Source organism: Polynucleobacter paneuropaeus, assembly GCF_003261235.1.
Classification (GTDB): domain Bacteria; phylum Pseudomonadota; class Gammaproteobacteria; order Burkholderiales; family Burkholderiaceae; genus Polynucleobacter; species Polynucleobacter paneuropaeus.
On the sequence record NZ_CP030085.1, the window covers coordinates 585,709 to 604,974 of the forward strand.

Below are 19,266 nucleotides of genomic sequence, written 5' to 3' on the forward strand. Positions count from 1 at the left end.
CCAGATGCGCCGCTTCGCCAGGCAGTATAAGAAGCTAAATGATAATGTCGCAAAAGATGTTGATAAAGCAATAGATCAGATTGCAAATCAACCATCATTAGGCGAAAAGAAAAAAGGTGAATTGGCTGATCTGCGAGTCTATAAATTTAAAAGTAAATCTCAGCTATTTCTACTGGGTTACTCGGTTAATAATGGACTCAGACTAATATATCTTGAGGCCATAGGTCCTCATGAAAACTTTTATAGAGACCTCAAAAGGTAGTTCAACGGACTTTCTGATAGACCTATAGAATTAAGCCCTTATGGCCAGTACTCAACCCTCTTCAAAAAATCCATCTACTCAAGCTGAGTTACCCGTTCTGATTATCGGAGCAGGTCTTGCAGGCTTAACTGTGGCCTTACATATGGCTGAGTCTCAGCCCGTGATCGTGATGGCAAAGCGCGGCTTAGGTGAAGCGGCAACGGCATGGGCGCAGGGCGGTATCGTGGGTGTAGTGGATAAAGAACACGACAGTATTGATTCACACGTAGCTGATACTTTAGATGCAGGCGCCGGCTTGGTAGTGGAATCCACCGCACGCTACATCGCAGAGGAAAGCGCTAAGGCAATTGAGTGGTTAGTGGAGCAGGGCGTTCCCTTCACCGCTGATGAAACTGGTCCTATGGGTTTGCATTTAACCCGCGAAGGTGGTCATAGCCATCGTCGTATTGCCCATGCGGCAGATGCCACAGGCAAAGCAATTCATGAAGTCTTGCTTGATAAAGCGCGAGCACATACCAATATTCAATTACTAGAGCATTGGATAGCCCTAGATCTCATTACTAATCGCCAGCTAGACCCAAAGACAGTTCGCAATAAACCCAATCGTTGCTATGGAGTCTATGCGCTTGATATTAAGAATAATCGTGTAGAAACGATTGCTGCTAAATCAGTAGTCCTAGCAACTGGTGGAGTAGGTAAGGTCTACCGTTACACCAGTAACCCAGATACTGCTACTGGTGATGGTATTGCCATGGCTTGGCGCGCGGGTTGCCGAGTAGGTAATATGGAATTTATTCAGTTTCATCCAACGTGTTTGTATCACCCGAGCGATCGCACCTTTTTGATTACCGAAGCGATGCGGGGAGAGGGCGGCCTATTGAAGCTACCAAGTGGCGAGCGCTTCATGCCTGAGCACGATGAGCGTAATGAATTAGCCCCGCGTGATATCGTCGCTCGCGCCATCGACTTTGAAATGAAAAAGCATGGCCTTGACTATGTACATCTCGATGCAACCCATCTGGGCGCAGATTTCATTAAAGAACACTTTCCCATGATTTATGCCCGTTGCTTAACACTGGGCCTAGACATCACCAAAGAACCGATTCCGGTAGTGCCGGCAGCACATTACACCTGTGGTGGTGTGGTAACTGATCTTAAAGGGCGCACCGATTTGCCAGGACTTTATTCTGTGGGTGAGGCAACCTATACCGGCCTGCACGGCGCTAATCGTCTGGCCAGCAACTCACTACTAGAGTGTGTGGTGATTGGTAAAGCTGCTGCACAAGATATCTCAGAAATGAAGAACGTTAATCTTCCTAATTTACCCTTGTGGGATGAGAGTCAGGTTGATGATGCTGATGAGCAAGTCGTCATTGCCCATAACTGGGATGAGCTGCGTTCTCTGATGTGGAACTATGTTGGAATCGTGAGAACCAACCGTCGCCTAGAGAGAGCGCTACACCGTATTAAGTTGTTACGCTACGAAGTACAAGAGTATTACGCTAACTTCAAAGTATCGAGAGACTTAATCGAACTACGCAATCTGCTCGAGTGCGCAGAATTGATTGTCAGATCCGCTCTGATGAGAAGAGAGAGTAGGGGTCTGCATTACAGCCGTGATTACCCAGGTACTTGGGCGGTTTCATATCCGACTATTTTGACTCCACAAGCTGAAGGTATCGAGAATACCCCTGAGACCTAGTCTTTGGTGATAAGCTTGGCCTCATCAAGCGGAGATCGGTATGGCTAGTATTCAGGAAGACATCGCGGAGCATCTATCAGCGGCTTATCAAACAGTAGTTGACGAGCTCAAAAGTTGGTATGAGCATGCCAAGGAAATTTGGCCCTTTCTGCTACTGTTGCTGATTGCCCTCATCACTTTAATTTACTTTGCCAAGCCTGCTCCACCTACCACTGTCTACATGGCTACGGGAGAGGGTTCATATCGAATTCTCGGGGAAAAGTACCGTGAGTACTTCAAAAGAAAAGGCATTGATCTTCAGTTATTCCCAACCAGCGGTTCAAAAGAGAATCTCAATCGCCTGCTTGATAAAAATGACCCTATTCAGGTAGCGTTTGTACAATGCGGGATGATTTCTGAAAACCAGAAAAAGGGATTGCTGACCCTCGGTAGCATTGATTATGAGCCTGTCTGGTTCTTTTACCGTAATGATACTTTTAGCGATAACCGTTTAGTAGATAAGAAGAAATTAGAAAATGCACGGATTGGTCTTGGGCCAGACACCGAGGCATTCAATGTCCTGCAGCTCAATGGCTTGCCTCGCTTAAGTCCTAACTATCTTGTTAGCTCAAATCTTGAGGGGGAGCAAAAACTGTACCGAGGTGATCTCGAAGCTTTACTAGTGGTTGATGGTTATGATTCAGCGATTGTGCAGCGTTTGATTCATCATCCCAATATTCATCTGGTGTCCTTCAAGCGTGCTGATGCTTATGTTCATCTGTTGCCGTACTTTGAGAAGCTCTCCATCCCTATGGGTGGTTTTAATATCGAGACCAATTCACCAGACCATGAGATTGATTTGATTTCAACAACCACAAATTTGCTCATTGATGAAAATTTACATCCGGCTATCCAACTTTTACTCTTGGAAGCTGCAACTGAGATTAATGGTGCCCGCACATATTTCTCAAAGGCGGGCGATTTTCCCGCGTACTTGAATAGTGAATTACCCCTCAGTAAAGAGGCGCGCTATTTCTTCGACAAAGGTCCGCCCACGCTCATGCGCTATCTGCCTTTTTGGTTAGCAGAATTCTTGGAGAGAATGTTTCTGCTTTTATTACCATTTGCTGCCTTTGCTTATCCTATTATTCGGGCGATTCCAAACTATCGACTGAATTTGGCGCGCAAACAAATTGGTGGTATGTATAAAGAGTTAGATGCTTTCGAGCATCAAACACTCAGTCAATTTGACCCTCAGAAGCGTCAGGAGTATTTAGAGAAGCTCAATGAGATTGAAGTGAGAGCATTGATGTCAAAGGCTAGCAAGATTGCTACCGCTGACTGTTACACCCTCAGAAACAATATTCAATTTATCCGAGATGCGATTGAAAAAGAAATGATCTATCAGAGCTTGAGTGCAGAGCGTAAATCAGATTTGAGTGACTAGATATAGCCGTGATTACCCAGGTACTTGGGCGGTTTCATATCCAACAATTTTGACCCCTCAAGCACAAGACTCTGAGTAGATTAAGTCAAGTTAAGCGCGAGCTTTACTAGTGGGTTTTGTATGCAGACTCAGACCAAGAGCTGCCAGCACCTTTAATACAGTATCAAACCCCGGTATTCGATCGCCAGACAAGGCTTTGTAAAGGCTTTCCCTTGAGAGCCCGGATTCCTTAGCTACCTGAGCCATTCCTTTTGCGCGCGCTATATCACCAAGCGCTCTTGCTATAAACGCCGCATCCCCATTGGATTCTTCAATACATGCTTGTAGATAAAGCGCCATTTCCTTTGGGGTACGTAAGTGCTCCACTACATCATAAGGACTGATAATTGTCTTTTTCATCTCATTGCCTATATGTTTTTGGCTAAATATTTTGCAATCTGAATATCTTTAACCTGAGTTCTTTTATTGCCCCCGATAAGTAATAGATACATCACATTCTCATGTTTTGTGTAATAAATCCTGTAGCCAGGCCCAAAATCAATCTTCATCTCAAAGACTTTACTGCCAACGGATTTTGTATTTCCTGGGTTTCCTTCGGCTAAACGTTTAATTCTGGCTTGAATTTTTGCTCTTCCCATCAAATCATGAAGAGAGTCTAGCCAGGCTTTAAATTCTTCTGTTTTCCTTATTTCAAGCATGCATTAATGTAGCCAATAGGATACATTAAATCTGTAGGAATGGATGTAATTTAGATGGGAGCTTACTGAAAAAACTTAAAGAATCCGCATCGAGAAATCGACTGCAGCTATATCTTTCGTTAGCTTTCCTAAAGAGATGCGGTCTACACCAGTGGCAGCAATCTCCCGAATCTGTTCTAGATCAATGCCACCTGAGGCTTCCAGTAATGCGCGGCCATGATTAATTGAGACGGCCAATTTCATCTGAATGGGATTGAAGTTATCTAGCAGAATGCTTTTAGCTCCAGCAGCTAAGGCTTCATCGAGCTCAGCTAAGTTCTCCACCTCAATCTGAATATCCACACCCGCATTCAGAGCGACAGCAGCCTGAAGGGCTGCAGTGATACTACCTGCGGCGGCGATATGATTCTCTTTAATCAAAATACCGTGCCACAAGGCAAGCCGTTGATTTTGGCCGCCACCTACTCGGACAGCATACTTCTGGGCCTGACGTAAGCCTGGAATAGTCTTGCGAGTATCCAGCACAGCACAACCATTGGGATTGGGGCTCACACCGGCAATCGCATTTACGTACTCACGGGTGAGAGTAGCGGTAGCCGATAAAGTTTGTAAGAAATTAATACAGGGGCGCTCAGCAGAAAGTAAGGCTTGAGAGTCTGCTTCAATATCGCATACCAAGGTATCGGGCGCCATTTCATCGCCTTCGAGGTAATGCCAGGTAATCTTAGCTGAAGGATCTAATCTTTTTAGCGCACCCTCAAACCAATCGACTCCACAGAGCACCGCTTGCTGTCGAACGAGCAGTTGGGCATGCACCTTTTTTTGGGGAACCAGTTTAGCGGTCCAGTCACAAACGCCAATATCTTCCGTCAGTGCATCGGTAATATTGCGTTGACGCGCTTGCTCTAAGGTTTCGTTGTGATCAAACATACCGAATTAGGCTGCGCCAATATTTTTGACAAAACCATGCTGGGCTTTAGCAAGTAAATCAGGATGATTTTGCGTAAAGGCGAGCATGCGCTCAATACAAGCTAGGGCCTCAGAGCGGGTGGGCTCTGGAACCAGAATCTCACCAGAATGTTTCTCTAAGCAATCCAGAATTCCCTGAAGACCATTCATGGCCATCCAAGGGCAGTGAGCACAGCTTTTGCAGGTTGCGCTGTTGCCGGCAGTGGGTGCTTCAATCAGTTTCTTATGGGGCGCCAGTTGACGCATGCGATGCAAGATGCCGTTATCAGTGGCCACAATGTATTCAGCAGCGCTACCTTCGACGACGGCTTTAATCATGGCTGAAGTTGAACCCACGACATCCGCTAAATCAACAACAGCCTGGGGTGATTCAGGATGAACGAGAACCATGGCATTCGGATGTTTGGCTTTTAAGGTCGCCAGCTCCTCAGCCCGGAATTCATCGTGGACAATACAGGCACCATTCCAAAGCAACATGTCAGCCCCAGTTTGTTCCTGTATATATCTACCCAAGTGGCGATCGGGCGCCCACAGTATTTTTTTACCTTCAAGTTTGAGTTGATGCACGATCGCTAAAGCGCAGGAACTGGTGACCATCCAATCGGCTTGGGTTTTAACCGCAGCGCTGGTATTGGCATAAACAACCACTACACGATCGGGATGTTTTGCTCTAAAGGCAGCAAACTCATCAGCAGGGCAACCTAAATCGAGAGAGCAGGTGGCATCTAAGTCAGGCATGAAGATACGTTTCTCTGGACTGAGAATCTTCGCAGTCTCACCCATAAAACGCACGCCAGCTACGATCAAATTCTTGGCAGAATGGTTCTTGCCAAAGCGAGCCATCTCAAGCGAATCCGCTACATAGCCACCAGTGGCCATCGCCAGATCTTGAATATCGCCATCAACGTAATAGTGAGCGACCAGTGCAGCATCTTTTTCCACCAATAGTTGCTTAATTCTCTCAATCACAGCTGCTTTGGGCGCGCCATCTAGATGGGGAGGCGTTTTAGCCCAAGCCTGAGCAATACAGGTGGCACCAGAAGCATCCTGCTGGGGGTAATCAAAGGAAATTGGGGTGTCAATCACATTGGGCATAGGTAATCTTAACCTGCCTGCCATATATACGCATTGAATGGAGGAAGGGAAGTAGTAAAAATGAAAAACTTCAACAGCGCAGCTATAGGCTATGAAAGCACTGCTATCCTGATTGATAGGAGACGCTTATCAATGGCCTGCGATTAAAATATCGTTTAAAACGACGTCTTAGGCATTTTTCTGAAAGTAGTAATATTCGAAATAATGAAATACGCCAACGAACTATTTTTTGCCGCGCTTTCCCTAATCATGTGGGGCCTGGTTTTTGGTTCAAAATATTTAATCTCAGTAAAGAAAATTATTCAACCTGAGGGATTTTGGTACTTAGCTCTTATTTTAGAGGCATCTAGCTTTACTTTCTTTGCTATTGCCCCAGTTATTCACATAGGGCTCCTTACATTAGCAAATACTTTTCTTCTTGGCGGCTATATCTACTTAGCATCCTATTGCCGCTCTCTAAGTCGACCCATCTCGCGAAAATTTAAATGGGGAGCCTTGCTTGCACTGCTGATTATTGGACTGATATTTCAATATCTTATGCAACGAGGGACATTTGTGCAAAGGGTAGGCTTCGTTATGGTATTGACTGACCTAGCGATTATTTGGCAATTAATTGAATTGAAGCACCTTAATAAATCTCGCACTGATTTGCCAATATTTTTAATATTCACCTTGTGTGGAGAATTCATATTCGTCACGACGAGATTGATCATCCTTTTTTATATTGATCCGCCATCTTTTATTCACCTATATGATGAGCCATCTTTGACTGCAGCGGTACGGTGGATTTTATTTTCATTAACAACTCTTTCTTATATAGCAATTATTGACTATTCAATGAGAAAAATTACCATTGAAAATACTCAAACTAATAGAGAAAACCAAAAAATTACTGAACTCTTAAAAGAAAAAGAGCGCTTGATATATGGTTTGATGAAGGCTAATAAGACTGCAGCTACTGGGGCCCTATCAGCCTCTATTGCCCACGAACTCAACCAACCACTCGGTGCATCGAATCTCAATATTCAGTATCTGAAGATGAAGCTGGAAAAAGGCGCGCTCAATCCCGAGTTAGGTAAAGAAATTCTAGATTCTTTGGAGCAAGATAATCAGAGAGCAGCAACTATCGTTAAATCCCTAAGGTCTATCTTCACCAAAGTGGAGGTGCGCCCTCAAAGACTCCAGGTCGGCGAGCTGATCTCTCGAGTACTCGATATTGTGAAGCCAGAACTTAAAGCAAAGAACATTCAGATTCAGCTGCGAGTCGATGAAAGATTGGTTATTGAAGCTAACTCCGCTGAAGTAGAGCAAGTCCTACTTAATCTCATTAATAATGCGATTCAGGCCCTAGCCAACTCGGGGCGCTTAGCGCGCAGAATCTCGATTGAGGCTCGTCAAGTGGGTGATGTGACCCAGTTGAGTGTGGCTGATAACGGTGACGGGGTAGACCATGAATACCGACCTCACTTATTCGAACTTCTAAGCACTACTAAGCAGACGGGTATGGGCTTAGGCCTGTGGCTATGTAAACATATCATCACCCGCTATGGGGGCAAGATTCTTTATGAGGATGTCCCGGGCGGTGGAGCGCGGTTTACTGTGGAATTCCCCCCCCGGCCTAACTATTAGCTCCAAGGGGAATTGACTAGTTTTATGAGGACGCCGATTATGGGTCTCCATTACTGGATCCATATGAACCTAGCTGAAATTCAATCCTTTAGGCAAATCGGTAAGCGCTTGCGCCATGCTAGAGAGGCGCGCGGTCTTTCTTTGCCCTCACTTGCGAGTACTTGTGGGTTAAAAATTCAGGAGTTGGTTCGCATTGAAAACGGAGAGCTCTTGGGCTTCAAGCAGGCGCCAGAAAATACCTTGAGTAACGCAGAGGTTTATGCCAAAGTACTTGATCTCGAATTGACTGCTATTAGCTCTCAGTCACCATCAGAATTGAGTGATCCAAATGAAACTTTTATTCCAGTCTTTCTCAGGAAAAAGTCAGTAGTTCAGTTCTGATCTAAATCAGCCTCTAGGTATTTTTTCACCAAGTCTTGCATTGAAGTAACCTGCATTTTTTCAATCACTCTGGCTTTGTGAACCTTGATAGTCGCCTTAGAAATTCCTAGTTGTTCCGCAATTTCTTTATTTAAAAAGCCCTTGACTAGTAGAGCGGAGACTTCTTTCTCTCTTGGGGTGAGTAAGTCATAGTTCTTCTTGGTTTCAATCTCTTTTGCAATGCTCTTGAATTGCTGCTTATCAAACTTCAATGCTTCGTTAATGGCTTGGAGCAATTCCTCTAAATTAAAAGGCTTGAACAAGAAATCTACCGCGCCGTTCTTCAGGGCTTGCACAATTTGATGGGGATGACTCTGACCACTAATAAAAACGATCGGCGTTTTACGTCCCAAGCTGACTAATTGCTTTTGTAGATCAAGACCTGTGATGTCGGGCATTTGCATATCAAGCAGAATGACTGCAGGAGAAATCGGTAAAGATTTTTCTAAGAAGTCGGATGCGCTGGCGTACTCTTGAACCTGATAGCCAACTTCATCTAGCATTCTTCCCAGGGAAGTGCGCATCGACTCATCATCGTCAATGAGGTAGACGTGTCCAATGTCAGACATAAGCGTGCAAAAGTAATAAATTCATTAAGGCGAATGTAATAAATTCATCCTAAGAAGGATATTAGCTTAAGGGCTAACATCAATCTCGCAAGTAGGTTAAATGCTAAAATTAGCATTAATTTCAGTAGCTTAGAACATATCCACACCGACTTTTATATGAATAACTCCTTACCTAATGCCCTGCAATTAAAAAGAGTAGGGCTTGTAGCTATCACCCTCTGCGCTACATTCTCACAACCCTTAAATGCCTTGAAGACTGGCGATAGCATTGGCTTTGCAGTAGCGCTGCAGGGCGGTGCTTTTTCGGTAGCGCGGTTTAGTTTGCAAGGCGCCTTACCGGCGATTCAGAAGGCGATTGATGAGGCTGCCAGAAAGAAGATGCCACCAGCCCCTAATCAGCAGATGGTTCCACAGAATCGTCCTGGTTTCAAGGACATCACGCTATGAGCATTAAGCAATTTAATGCCACCTACCTAGCGCCAGATGATCGGCTGCTTTTTCGCTTTAATACCTTAGAAGATGCCGAGTTCCGCTTCTGGCTCACGCGTCGGGTAACGCTCTTTATTCTGGCAGCGACTTCTCATCTGATCGTGAGGAACCTCGAGCAAACCCATTCACCAGAGGCTGCTAAAGCCATTGCCGATTTTGAAAAAGAGGCTGTTCAGGTTAGCAAGGGCGGTACTACAGGAGAAAGTCAAAATACCCCAAACGATCAATACCAGCCAGGCGGTAAATACCCCCTTGGTGCAGATCCTTTATTGGTGATGGATGTGAAGTGCACATTGGAGAAACAAGGTCTTGAAGACCTGCTCTCCATGGATTTGGTATTACCTGGTGGCGCCAATATCAATCTCAAAATGGCAGGCCCAACCTTACAAGCTATGTGTGTGTTACTCAATCAACTACGCGAACATGCCTCATGGGGCGAAGTGCCCCAAGTGTTAGATGTAGCAATATCGGGTTCAAACACCGAAACTGATACACCCGAGTCTAATAAGCCTTTAATGCACTAGAAGGGTAGCTTGGCATCAGGCTTAGCAGCTAAGAGCACAGCCTTAAACTCCCCCTGAATACGGGCAATCGCTTCCTCAGTATCTGCTTCAAAACGCATCACGACAACTGGGGTGGTATTTGATGGCCGAGCCAAGCCAAAACCATCAGCGTATTCGACTCTGACACCATCAATCGTATTGATTGATTCTGAAGTAGGGAACTTAGCATTAGCTTTAATCACCTCGAGTAATTCAAATGGCTCACCTTCGGCGCAGGCCAGTTGCAACTCAGGGGTGCAAATGGCATTTGGCAGATTGTTTAAAGTTTGATTCGGATCTTTTTCTTTAGACAGAATTTCTAGTAGACGAGCTCCGGTATAAAGACCGTCATCAAAGCCAAACCAACGGTCCTTGAAGAAGATATGACCACTCATCTCACCAGCGAGTGGGGCGCCTGTTTCTTTGAGCTTGGCTTTCACTAGGGAGTGACCCGTTTTCCACATCAATGGCTCGCCACCATGTTGCTTAACCCAGGTAGCTAGGTTGCGGGTGCACTTCACGTCGTAAATAATCTGCCCACCAGGATTTCGAGAGAGAACATCCTTGGCAAATAACATCATTTGACGGTCAGGGAAAATCACTTGACCATCTTTAGTCACTACGCCCAAACGATCTGCATCGCCATCAAAGGCTAAGCCGAGCTCATTGTCAGTAGTCTGTAAGTTTTTAATCAGATCTTGTAGGTTCTCGATATGGGCTGGATCTGGGTGATGATTTGGAAAGTGACCATCAACCTCGCAAAAGAGCTCTTGCACTTCACAGCCCAAAGCGCGGAATAATTGACCAGCAAATGCGCCACCAACACCATTGCCGCAATCAACTGCAATCTTCATTGGACGAGCCAGTTTCACATCACCAACAATATGCTTGAGGTACATCGGGAAGATGTCAAAGGTAGAGCGAGCGCCTTGACCTGTTACAAACTCCTTGTTCTCAATGCGCTTGCGTAGTTTCTGAATCTGCTCGCCATAAATCGCAGCGCCACCGAGCACCATCTTGAAGCCGTTGTAATTGGGCGGGTTGTGACTGCCAGTAATCATTACGCCAGACTTAGGTTTCTTGCCATTGAGCGTCTGGTTGGCAGCAAAGTAGACCATCGGAGTAGCTACCATTCCAAGGTCGATCACATTCATACCAGTCGAGAGTAGACCTTCTGTTAAGGCGGCAATTAAGCTAGGGCCAGATAGGCGACCATCACGACCAATCACGACCTCAGTCTCACCGAGTTCACGCATCTCAGTACCAAGTGCTTGGCCAATCAGTTTGGCAATCGATGGATCTAGAGTCTCATCGATGATGCCGCGAATATCATAAGCCTTGAAGATAGATGGGGAGAGTTGCATGATTAGCCTGCTAGATGGAATAAGAGAAATAATTAACTATTGAGATAGTTAATACGGGCTGCAGTGACGTCATCAATGCTGTCACCCGCCTCAATGGCATCTGAACCACTGGCCAATGCCTGCTCAATTGGTTTGGCAAGGACTTTGCCAAGCTCAACACCGGGCTGATCAAAGCTATTGATATTCCAGAGGGCACCTAAAGCAACAGTGCGATTTTCATAAAGAGCGAGGAGAGCGCCAAGATAGAAGGCGTTGAGCTCTGGCAAGAGGAGTAAGTTACTTGGACGCTTACCGGGGTAAACCTCATTTGGATTTTTGGCATCTTTACCGTGGGCCAAAGCCTGAGCTTGCGCTAAACAATTGGACAGAAGGATGCGATGATGGGCGACTGCCTCAGGTCGATCACTCATGGGTTTACGAACCGCAATGAAGTCAATCGGAATGGTCTCGGTACCCTGATGAAAGAGCTGAAAGTAGGAGTGCTGGGCATTACTACCGGAGCTACCAAATACTACTGGTGAAGAAAACTTTACTGGCTTGCCATCACGACCAACACGCTTGCCATTACTTTCCATATCAAGCTGCTGTAACCATTTTGGAAACCCATCTAGCGCATCGGCATATGGAATCGCTGCAAAAGATTTGATGTCATGGGTCTGTTGCTGATATAAAAGTGCTAAGGCCATGATGACAGGAAGGCTCTCCTCTAGGGGCGCACTCCTAAAATGCAAATCCATTGCGTGCGCACCCGCCAAGAAATCTTGGAAAGTCTTAAAGCCATACTGCAAAGCAATCGGGAGCCCCACCGCAGACCAAACCGAGTAGCGACCGCCTACCCAATCCCAGAAGGGGTAGATATTGTCTTCTTCAATACCAAAGGTTTTAGCAGCGGCAATATTGGCAGTGACAGCAAATAAGGAGTGTGCAATTTGTCCGCTGGTGCAATCGTTGTCTTTGAGCCAGTTCACCACCGCTTTAGCATTCATGGTGGTTTCTAAAGTCGTAAAGGACTTTGAAACAATAATGACACGGGTGCTATTGGGTTGAGCGCGTTGCAAAATACGAGCCAATTCTGCAGTATCAATATTAGATAAAAAGTGCATGCGCATGCCGCGGCTCTGAAGTCCAGGAACATGTGAGAGGGCTTCAATTGCTAGGCGCGGACCAAAGTCTGAGCCCCCAATGCCAATATGAATTACATCGGTAACGCCGACCCATTGATTGCACAGTGAATCAATGCGACGCCAGACATCGCTGACCGCCGGCATGACATCTTCACCGTCTAATAGCACAGGAGATTTCGATAAATTACGCAGAGCAGAGTGCAGGGCGGCCCGATTCTCACTGGCATTGACATGTTTGCCCGCAAAGAGATCGGTAATAAATTGTTCTAATCCAGACTTGTGTGCCTGAGCAAATAGACCATCCCAGGCCTGAGCATCAATGCCTTGATAGGCCGTGTCTAGAATGACATCTACAGCAGTATGAATGGGATTCGCAGAGGGTTTAGAGGGCATTTATCGATTTTATCAATATAGGGTGACAAAGCCCTAAATGCCTGAAAAGACGGGGATTTAGGCAAGATTGGGCAAAAGTTCTTTATAATTTGCCACTTCACTGCAAAGGAAGAGTGGCAGAGCGGTTGAATGCACCAGTCTTGAAAACTGGCGAGGATGAAAGTCCTCCGTGAGTTCGAATCTCACCTCTTCCGCCAAAGCCATCCTGCAAGGTGGTTTTTTATTCCGACTTGCCTGTCTCAATACCCTTCCACCATTCACCCTTAAATTGGCCCTGTAGCCAATCAATGCATTGACTAACTTTAGTTGGAAGGTGTTTTGGTGATGAAAATACTGCATGCATTTCTTGAGTGGGTAGTGACCAGTCCTCCATAACGGGTTTAAGCACCTTATCTTTTACTGATTGGTGGGCCATATACCAAGGAACTACTGCTAAGCCCATGCCAGCTCTAGCTGCAGCCAAAATCGATGATAAGTTATTGGAGGTGAATGGGCCTTTAACTTCAATCGTTTCATTTTTATCTGCTTCTTTGGTAAAGCTCCATCGGTGATCGCCTTGAACCGTTGTATAGATTAAAGCTTGATGATGACGAATATCCTCAGGATGTTTTGGTGCGGGATGTTCTTTAAGGTATTTTGGGTTTGCTACCAGGACCCAGGGGTTTAAGCCTAAAAACCGGGAGCCGAGTGAAGAATCTGGCAAACGACGCATGCGGATGGCTAAATCAACTCCTTGCTCGACCAGATTGATGTAGCGGTCATCCATATTGAGGTTGACTTCTAGATCGGGGTGATGCTCCATAAATTTCAGAATGGATGGCATGAGGACGCGTCGTCCAAACGCAACTGAGGAGCTCACGGTGAGTTTGCCGCGAACCTTTGATTGCATTAGGGACGCTAAGTCATCGGCCTCTTCAATTTCTCTTGCAATCCCCTTGCACTTTTCGTAGTAAATCTTTCCGATTTCGGTGGGTGTGACACCTCTTGTACTGCGGTGCAGCAAAAGTGTGCCCAAGCGTTTTTCCATGCTGGCAACAAATTTAGTTGCGGTCGGCTGGGTGATGCCAAAGTCCTCTGCGGCCTTGCTAAATGAGCCTGTTTCAACCACTCGAATAAAGAGCGAGATACCTTGTACGCGATCCATGTTCTATCTTTTTGATTGGAATGAAGACTTTTTACACTATTCCACCACGGAATACTAGATATAGATTTGATGAGGTTCTCAAGCGGCCCTAATTTGAAGATGATTCGTTCATAACAAATTTAGGAGATGAGTCATGGCAAAGATGAAAGCAGCAATGGCAGCAGTGCTTGTAATGGAAAAAGAGGGCGTCACCACTGCGTTTGGTGTTCCTGGGGCTGCTATTAATCCACTCTATGCACAGTTACGCGAACGTCAGTCAATCACACACATCCTAGCCCGACATGTTGAAGGCGCTTCACATATGGCTGAAGGTTATACAAGAGCTAAGGCAGGCAATATTGGGGTTTGTATTGGTACCTCTGGCCCAGCAGGTACAGACATGATGACAGGACTGTATTCCGCAAGTGCTGACTCTATTCCTATTCTCTGCATTACTGGACAGGCTCCTCGTGCTCGTCTTTATAAAGAAGATTTCCAGGCTGTTGATATCGAGACGATTTCTAAACCAGTTACGAAGATGTCTGTAACCGTTCGCGAACCTGGCTTGGTGCCACGTGTTTTCCAGCAGGCATTTCATGTTATGCGTTCAGGCCGTCCAGGACCCGTATTAATTGATTTGCCCATTGATGTTCAATTAGCTGAAATTGAATTTGATATCGATACGTATGAGCCATTGCCGGTATACAAACCAGCAGCTAGCCGTAAGCAGATAGAAAAAGCCATGACAATGTTGATGTCAGCCAAAAAACCATTAATTGTTGCTGGTGGTGGAATCATTAATGCTGATGCAGATGCACTGTTAGTGGAATTTGCAGAATTGACTGGCATCCCAGTGATTCCAACCCTAATGGGTTGGGGCACCATTCCAGATGATCATCCACTCATGGCGGGTATGGTTGGTCTTCAAACCTCACACCGTTACGGCAATGCCACCATGCTAGCTAGTGATCTTGTCTTGGGTATTGGTAACCGCTGGGCTAACCGCCACACGGGATCAATCGACGTGTATTGCAAAGACCGTAAGTTTATTCACGTTGATATCGAGCCAACCCAAATCGGTCGCGTATTTAATCCCGACTATGGCATTGTTTCAGATGCAAAAGCAGCGCTAGAGTTATTTGTTGAGGTTGCTAAAGAATGGAAAGCAAAAGGCAAGCTGACTAATTACAGTGAGTGGGTTGAGCGCTGCCAGGAACGTAAGAGCTTGATGCACCGTAAAACAAACTTTGATAATGTGCCTATCAAGCCGCAACGCGTCTATCAAGAGATGAATTCAGTATTTGCTCGCGATACCGTATATGTGTCTACCATTGGCCTCTCGCAAATTGCTGGGGGACAATTCTTGCATGTATATGGTGCTCGTCAGTGGATCAACTGCGGTCAAGCAGGCCCCCTTGGCTGGACTATTCCAGCTGCCTTGGGTGTATTAGCGTCCGATCCAACAAAAACTGTAGTTGGACTTGCGGGTGATTACGACTTTCAATTTTTGATTGAGGAATTGGCAGTTGGTGCGCAATTTAATCTGCCATTAGTCATGGTCTTGGTGAATAACAGTTATCTAGGCTTAATCCGCCAAGCACAACGCGGCTTTGAAATGGATTATTGCGTACAATTGGCTTTTGACAACATCAACGTTGATGATCAAAACCTTAAAGGTTACGGAGTTGATCACGTTAAAGTCGTTGAAGGACTGGGTTGTAGAGCTATTAGAGTGTCGGATCCAAATAAGATCAATGCTGCATTGATTGATGCGCAAAAGATGGCCAAAGAGCATCGCGTACCAGTAGTGGTGGAAATTATTTTAGAAAAAATCACCAATATTGCGATGGGTACCGAAATTAACAACATTAATGAATTTGAAGATATTGATTGCCGTCATCCTGCTGGTACAGAGGGCTTGGTGGCTGCCGGCCTTCTTGAGTAATCGATTCATTGCTTTGAATTTAACTCGTTATTAAGGAATAGGAATGCCTAAGTTTGCAGCGAATCTCACAATGTTGTTTAATGAGCAACCATTTTTGGAGCGCTTTGCGCTCGCTAAGATTGGAGGTTTCAAAGCCGTCGAATTTCTATTTCCTTATGCTTTTGAAGCTAGCGAAATCAAATCTGCTTTAGATAACAACGCCTTAAAGTTAGTCTTACATAACCTGCCCGCAGGGGATTGGGATGCCGGTGAGCTTGGTATTGCTTGTCATCCAGACCGAGTTGAAGAGTTTCGTTCAGGTGTTGCTAAGGCAATTGAATATGCTACTTATCTCAATGTGGGTCAGCTCAATTGCTTGGCCGGTAAGGCGCCAGCCGGAGTAGATGCCAAGGTGCTCCGCGATACATTCCTAGGTAATTTGAAATATGCTGCTGAGCAATTAAAGAAGGTCAATATTAAATTACTCATTGAGCCAATTAACACTTTTGATATACCTGGGTTTTATCTGTCGCGAACCCAACAAGCCATCGAGATTATGGATGAGGTTGGCTCAGATAATTTATATCTGCAATATGACATCTACCATGCGCAGCGTATGGAGGGAGAAATTGCTAGTACGATACAAAAATATATTTCCCGTATTGCTCATATTCAATTGGCTGATAATCCAGGTCGTAATGAACCAGGCACTGGTGAAATCAACTATGAATATTTATTTGGTTTCTTGGATAAGATCGGTTACAAGGGTTGGATTGGCTGCGAATATAAGCCGCTAAAAAATACTGTGGCTGGCCTTGGATGGATGCATCATTATGAGCACCTTCAACAGGATAGTATTTACGCTTGAGTTAAAATCAAAAAGCTGAGTGTGATCCCACTGAAAAGTGTTTACTTTTTGATCAGAATGAGATATCCATGCGTATTTACAAAGCAGCTTTAGTTGTAGTCCCAGCACTGTTTATGGTGGCCGCAGCTCACGCTCAAAATACGGTAATGCCTGCTTTGTCACCTGAAGAATTAAAGCAGTTTAATTCTCAACCTTTGTCGCCGAAGATTTCAGTACCTGAATTAGACGGGACACAAACTGGCCCAACCCGTAATTCCCGTATGAAGAATCCAATGAAGCCTGGTACACAGTCCTCTGGTGAACAAGAAGCTGAAATCCTCGGGGGTGATGGTGACACTACTCCTGCAACTCCGCAGATTACTAAGAGCTTTTAAGCTTTAAATGCACCGCCTTCGGTAAGCTTAGCAAGCTCTTCTTTCTCAATCCCCAATTCTTTTAGTAGTTCTGAGGTGTGCTCACCCAAGAGTGGGGGATGTCTACTGACTTGTTGTGGTGTTTCAGAAAGTTTGACTGCAAAACCAATATTGGGAATGCTGCCTTCAACCGGGTGATCAATCTCAATTCGCATTTGTCGATGTTTACCATGCTCGCTATCAAAGGCTTGTGGATAGGTATTAATAGGGCCTGCAGGTATACCTTCAGCAAGCAATTGATCGACCCACTCTTCAGATGTTTTGGTGAGGAAAGTTTTCTCCAGTTCCTTCACTAAGATCAAGCGATTCGCTAAGCGCAAAGGATTGGTCTTGAAGCGTTCGTCTTCAATGAGTTCTGGTCTGCCAATCTTCTCACACAGCAGTGACCATAGTTTTTGATTGGTGGCGCCCATGACAAAATAACCATCAGATGCCTGCATGGCTTGGTAGGGTGCGCTCATATGATTGGCGGTGCCGAGTTTGTAGGGTTCTACTCCAGTACCCCAGTACTGTGAGGTATCCCAAATTGAGAATGCCAAAGCAGAATCAAATAAGGAGGCGTCAATAAATTGACCTTCGCCGGATTTTGTTTTGCCGATATAGGCAGACAAAATTCCATAAGCAGCAAAGAGGGCGCACCCGATATCAGCAACGGGCACTCCAGCTTTTACTGGTGGACCATCGGGGTAGCCGGTCACACTCATAACCCCAGACATGGCTTGGGCCATTAAATCAAAGCCAGGTCGGTCAGCCCATGGACCAGTTTGTCCAAAGCCGGAGATGCTGGCATAAACCAAGCCGGGATTGATTTTCTTAAGGGTTGGGTAATCCACGCCCAATTTCTTCATCACACCGGGGCGATAGTTTTCTACCAAGATATCGGCAGTCTTTACTAAACGAAAGAAGATTTCCTTACCAGCTTCCGTTTTGAGATTGAGGGTGACGCTACGCTTATTGCGGTTCATGTTCAGAAAGCCCATGCTGTCTGAACCCTTCATTTTGAAGCCCATTGAGCCCCGCGTCTGATCACCGGTGCCAGGAGGCTCAATTTTGATGACATCGGCCCCTAAGTCGGCCAAGAGCATGCAACAGTAGGGACCGGCCATCACTTGGCTGACATCAAGAACTCGGACGCCGGCAAGGGGGAGGGGCTGATTTGTAGGTGTTTGCATTACTGTCTCAGATGTCTTAATTTGTATAGAATGACTTGAGTAATCATAACCACAAAAAAGATCAAATCTACGGAGACGGCATGCGCCTTACATTCATCCTGCAAAAATTGCTTCAGACCCTCGGCCGCTTTGCCTTGCTTGGCCTGGTGTTTGCATCCTGCACAGTAGGTGCTGAATCAGCTTATCCCTCCAAACCCATTCGCCTGATAGTAGGCTTTGCACCTGGTGGTGGGACTGATATTGTGGCGCGCGCAATTGCCCCCAAACTCGGTGAAATCCTAGGCACTAGCGTGATAGTAGAAAATCGCTCGGGCGCAGCGGGAACGATTGGCGCTGATATGGTTGCTAAATCGAATCCCGATGGTTATACCCTTTTAGTAGGGCACTCCAATTCCAATGCGATCGCTCCATTTGTATTGCCTAATGTGCAGTACAACGCCGCCAAGGATTTCACACCCATTACCTATCTAGGTTATGTACCCAATGTATTGGTAGTGAATGCCTCTCTGCCAGTGAACTCGGTTGCGCAACTGATTGCCTTGGCGAAATCCAACCCAGGGCAGATGACTTACGGCTCTTCTGGCATTGGCAGCACCCAACATTTAGCAGGGGCATTGTTTGCCAAGATTGCCGGTATTTCTATGAATCATGTTCCCTATAAAGGCAGTGGTCAGGCCATCATTGATTTACTCGGCGGTCAGATCACGATGAACTTTGATACCTTGCCGCCAAACCTTCAGCAAATTAAAGATGGCAGTCTCAAAGCCTTAGCAATTTCTACACCAAAACGTTTGGCGATTCTGCCTAATGTCCCTACCTTTAATGAAGTCGGCATTGTTGGCTTTGATGTGACGAACTGGTATTCCATCATGGGACCTAAAGGTATGGACCCTGCGGTAGTAAATAAGATTGATCAAGCAGTGAAGGCAGCAGTCAATGATCCGCAAATTAAGAAGACATTAGATTCACAAGGCTTGCAACCAGAAGGACCTGCTACACCAGCTGCCTTTGCATTGTTTCTGAATGCTGAACTCCTCAAATATCAGCGTTTAGTTAAAAGCTTAAACATCAAGGCTGAATAATC

General features: G+C 45.6%; 20 protein-coding genes and 1 tRNA gene. 12 read left to right on the plus strand and 9 right to left on the minus strand.

Annotated elements, in window-relative coordinates; all coding sequences use genetic code 11:
- The first annotated feature begins 4 nt into the window (after window positions 1–4).
- From Pas1_RS03145 to Pas1_RS03155, 3 genes are read left to right on the plus strand one after another with little or no spacing between them, the layout of a single operon-like run.
- Window positions 5–262, plus strand: a complete 258-nt coding sequence (locus tag Pas1_RS03145; protein WP_225971642.1) for a type II toxin-antitoxin system RelE/ParE family toxin — start codon at window positions 5–7, stop codon at window positions 260–262.
- Between the two features lie 40 nt (window positions 263–302).
- Window positions 303–1,964, plus strand: coding sequence for an L-aspartate oxidase (nadB, locus tag Pas1_RS03150; RefSeq protein WP_112204494.1), 1,662 nt, complete (start codon window positions 303–305; stop codon window positions 1,962–1,964).
- A gap of 40 nt (window positions 1,965–2,004) precedes the next feature.
- Window positions 2,005–3,390: a TAXI family TRAP transporter solute-binding subunit gene (locus Pas1_RS03155; RefSeq protein WP_112294465.1), complete on the plus strand. Its 1,386-nt coding sequence runs from the start codon at window positions 2,005–2,007 to the stop codon at window positions 3,388–3,390.
- 90 nt (window positions 3,391–3,480) lie between these two features.
- Here the strand turns inward: Pas1_RS03155 and Pas1_RS03160 are convergent, their stop codons facing one another.
- From Pas1_RS03160 to nadA, 4 genes are all read right to left on the minus strand, one after another.
- A complete protein-coding gene (locus Pas1_RS03160) occupies window positions 3,481–3,789 on the minus strand; it encodes an addiction module antidote protein (RefSeq protein WP_112204491.1) in 309 nt (102 codons plus the stop codon).
- An 8-nt stretch (window positions 3,790–3,797) separates the two neighbouring features.
- On the minus strand, window positions 3,798–4,088 hold the full coding sequence (locus Pas1_RS03165; RefSeq protein WP_112294466.1) for a type II toxin-antitoxin system RelE/ParE family toxin: 291 nt from the start codon (window positions 4,086–4,088) through the stop codon (window positions 3,798–3,800).
- Between the two features lie 75 nt (window positions 4,089–4,163).
- Entirely contained in the window at window positions 4,164–5,018 is an 855-nt protein-coding gene (nadC, locus tag Pas1_RS03170; protein WP_112294467.1) for a carboxylating nicotinate-nucleotide diphosphorylase, read from the minus strand.
- A gap of 6 nt (window positions 5,019–5,024) precedes the next feature.
- A complete protein-coding gene (gene nadA, locus Pas1_RS03175; protein WP_112294468.1) occupies window positions 5,025–6,152 on the minus strand; it encodes a quinolinate synthase NadA in 1,128 nt (375 codons plus the stop codon).
- An 837-nt stretch (window positions 6,153–6,989) separates the two neighbouring features.
- Between nadA and Pas1_RS09615 the strand changes: the two genes are divergently transcribed.
- Window positions 6,990–7,781, plus strand: a complete 792-nt coding sequence (locus Pas1_RS09615; RefSeq protein ID WP_158525980.1) for a sensor histidine kinase — start codon at window positions 6,990–6,992, stop codon at window positions 7,779–7,781.
- Between the two features lie 63 nt (window positions 7,782–7,844).
- Window positions 7,845–8,162 (plus strand): helix-turn-helix domain-containing protein, encoded by a 318-nt coding sequence (locus Pas1_RS03185; protein ID WP_158525188.1) that lies wholly within the window; start codon window positions 7,845–7,847, stop codon window positions 8,160–8,162.
- Here Pas1_RS03185 and Pas1_RS03190 read toward each other — a convergent pair.
- Entirely contained in the window at window positions 8,153–8,770 is a 618-nt protein-coding gene (locus tag Pas1_RS03190) for a response regulator transcription factor (protein ID WP_112209453.1), read from the minus strand. The genes Pas1_RS03185 and Pas1_RS03190 overlap by 10 nt on opposite strands.
- Window positions 8,771–8,926: 156 nt before the next feature.
- On the opposite strand from Pas1_RS03190, the gene Pas1_RS03195 reads away from it, so the two are divergent.
- Window positions 8,927–9,217 carry a hypothetical protein gene (locus Pas1_RS03195; RefSeq protein WP_112294470.1) on the plus strand — a complete coding sequence of 97 codons (291 nt, stop codon included), beginning with the start codon at window positions 8,927–8,929 and terminating at the stop codon, window positions 9,215–9,217.
- Complete coding sequence (locus Pas1_RS03200) at window positions 9,214–9,783, plus strand: hypothetical protein (RefSeq protein WP_112294471.1); 570 nt, start codon at window positions 9,214–9,216, stop codon at window positions 9,781–9,783. Before Pas1_RS03195 ends, Pas1_RS03200 begins: the two co-directional genes overlap by 4 nt.
- Here Pas1_RS03200 and Pas1_RS03205 read toward each other — a convergent pair.
- Window positions 9,780–11,165 carry a phosphomannomutase/phosphoglucomutase gene (locus Pas1_RS03205; protein WP_112204469.1) on the minus strand — a complete coding sequence of 462 codons (1,386 nt, stop codon included), beginning with the start codon at window positions 11,163–11,165 and terminating at the stop codon, window positions 9,780–9,782. The two genes, Pas1_RS03200 and Pas1_RS03205, sit on opposite strands and share 4 nt — an antisense overlap.
- Window positions 11,166–11,197: 32 nt before the next feature.
- Complete coding sequence (gene pgi / locus Pas1_RS03210; protein WP_112294472.1) at window positions 11,198–12,682, minus strand: glucose-6-phosphate isomerase; 1,485 nt, start codon at window positions 12,680–12,682, stop codon at window positions 11,198–11,200.
- Between the two features lie 107 nt (window positions 12,683–12,789).
- Between pgi and Pas1_RS03215 the strand changes: the two genes are divergently transcribed.
- A tRNA-Ser gene (locus tag Pas1_RS03215) sits at window positions 12,790–12,879 on the plus strand.
- 23 nt (window positions 12,880–12,902) lie between these two features.
- Here Pas1_RS03215 and Pas1_RS03220 read toward each other — a convergent pair.
- On the minus strand, window positions 12,903–13,826 hold the full coding sequence (locus Pas1_RS03220) for a LysR family transcriptional regulator (RefSeq protein ID WP_112294473.1): 924 nt from the start codon (window positions 13,824–13,826) through the stop codon (window positions 12,903–12,905).
- A gap of 133 nt (window positions 13,827–13,959) precedes the next feature.
- Between Pas1_RS03220 and gcl the strand changes: the two genes are divergently transcribed.
- The 3 genes from gcl to Pas1_RS03235 all read left to right on the plus strand — a co-directional run bounded on the left by gcl (window position 13,960) and on the right by Pas1_RS03235 (window position 16,971).
- The gene (gcl, locus tag Pas1_RS03225) at window positions 13,960–15,750 is read left to right on the plus strand and encodes a glyoxylate carboligase (RefSeq protein WP_112238399.1); all 1,791 of its coding nucleotides are present in this window, start codon (window positions 13,960–13,962) and stop codon (window positions 15,748–15,750) included.
- A 43-nt stretch (window positions 15,751–15,793) separates the two neighbouring features.
- Entirely contained in the window at window positions 15,794–16,597 is an 804-nt protein-coding gene (gene hyi, locus Pas1_RS03230) for a hydroxypyruvate isomerase (RefSeq protein WP_112294474.1), read from the plus strand.
- 68 nt (window positions 16,598–16,665) lie between these two features.
- Window positions 16,666–16,971: a hypothetical protein gene (locus Pas1_RS03235; protein ID WP_112238395.1), complete on the plus strand. Its 306-nt coding sequence runs from the start codon at window positions 16,666–16,668 to the stop codon at window positions 16,969–16,971.
- Here Pas1_RS03235 and Pas1_RS03240 read toward each other — a convergent pair.
- On the minus strand, window positions 16,968–18,182 hold the full coding sequence (locus Pas1_RS03240; RefSeq protein ID WP_112204397.1) for a CaiB/BaiF CoA transferase family protein: 1,215 nt from the start codon (window positions 18,180–18,182) through the stop codon (window positions 16,968–16,970). The two genes, Pas1_RS03235 and Pas1_RS03240, sit on opposite strands and share 4 nt — an antisense overlap.
- A gap of 80 nt (window positions 18,183–18,262) precedes the next feature.
- Here Pas1_RS03240 and Pas1_RS03245 point away from each other — a divergent pair, with 80 nt between their 5' ends.
- Window positions 18,263–19,264, plus strand: coding sequence for a Bug family tripartite tricarboxylate transporter substrate binding protein (locus Pas1_RS03245; protein WP_112209348.1), 1,002 nt, complete (start codon window positions 18,263–18,265; stop codon window positions 19,262–19,264).
- The last annotated feature ends 2 nt before the right edge of the window (window positions 19,265–19,266 follow it).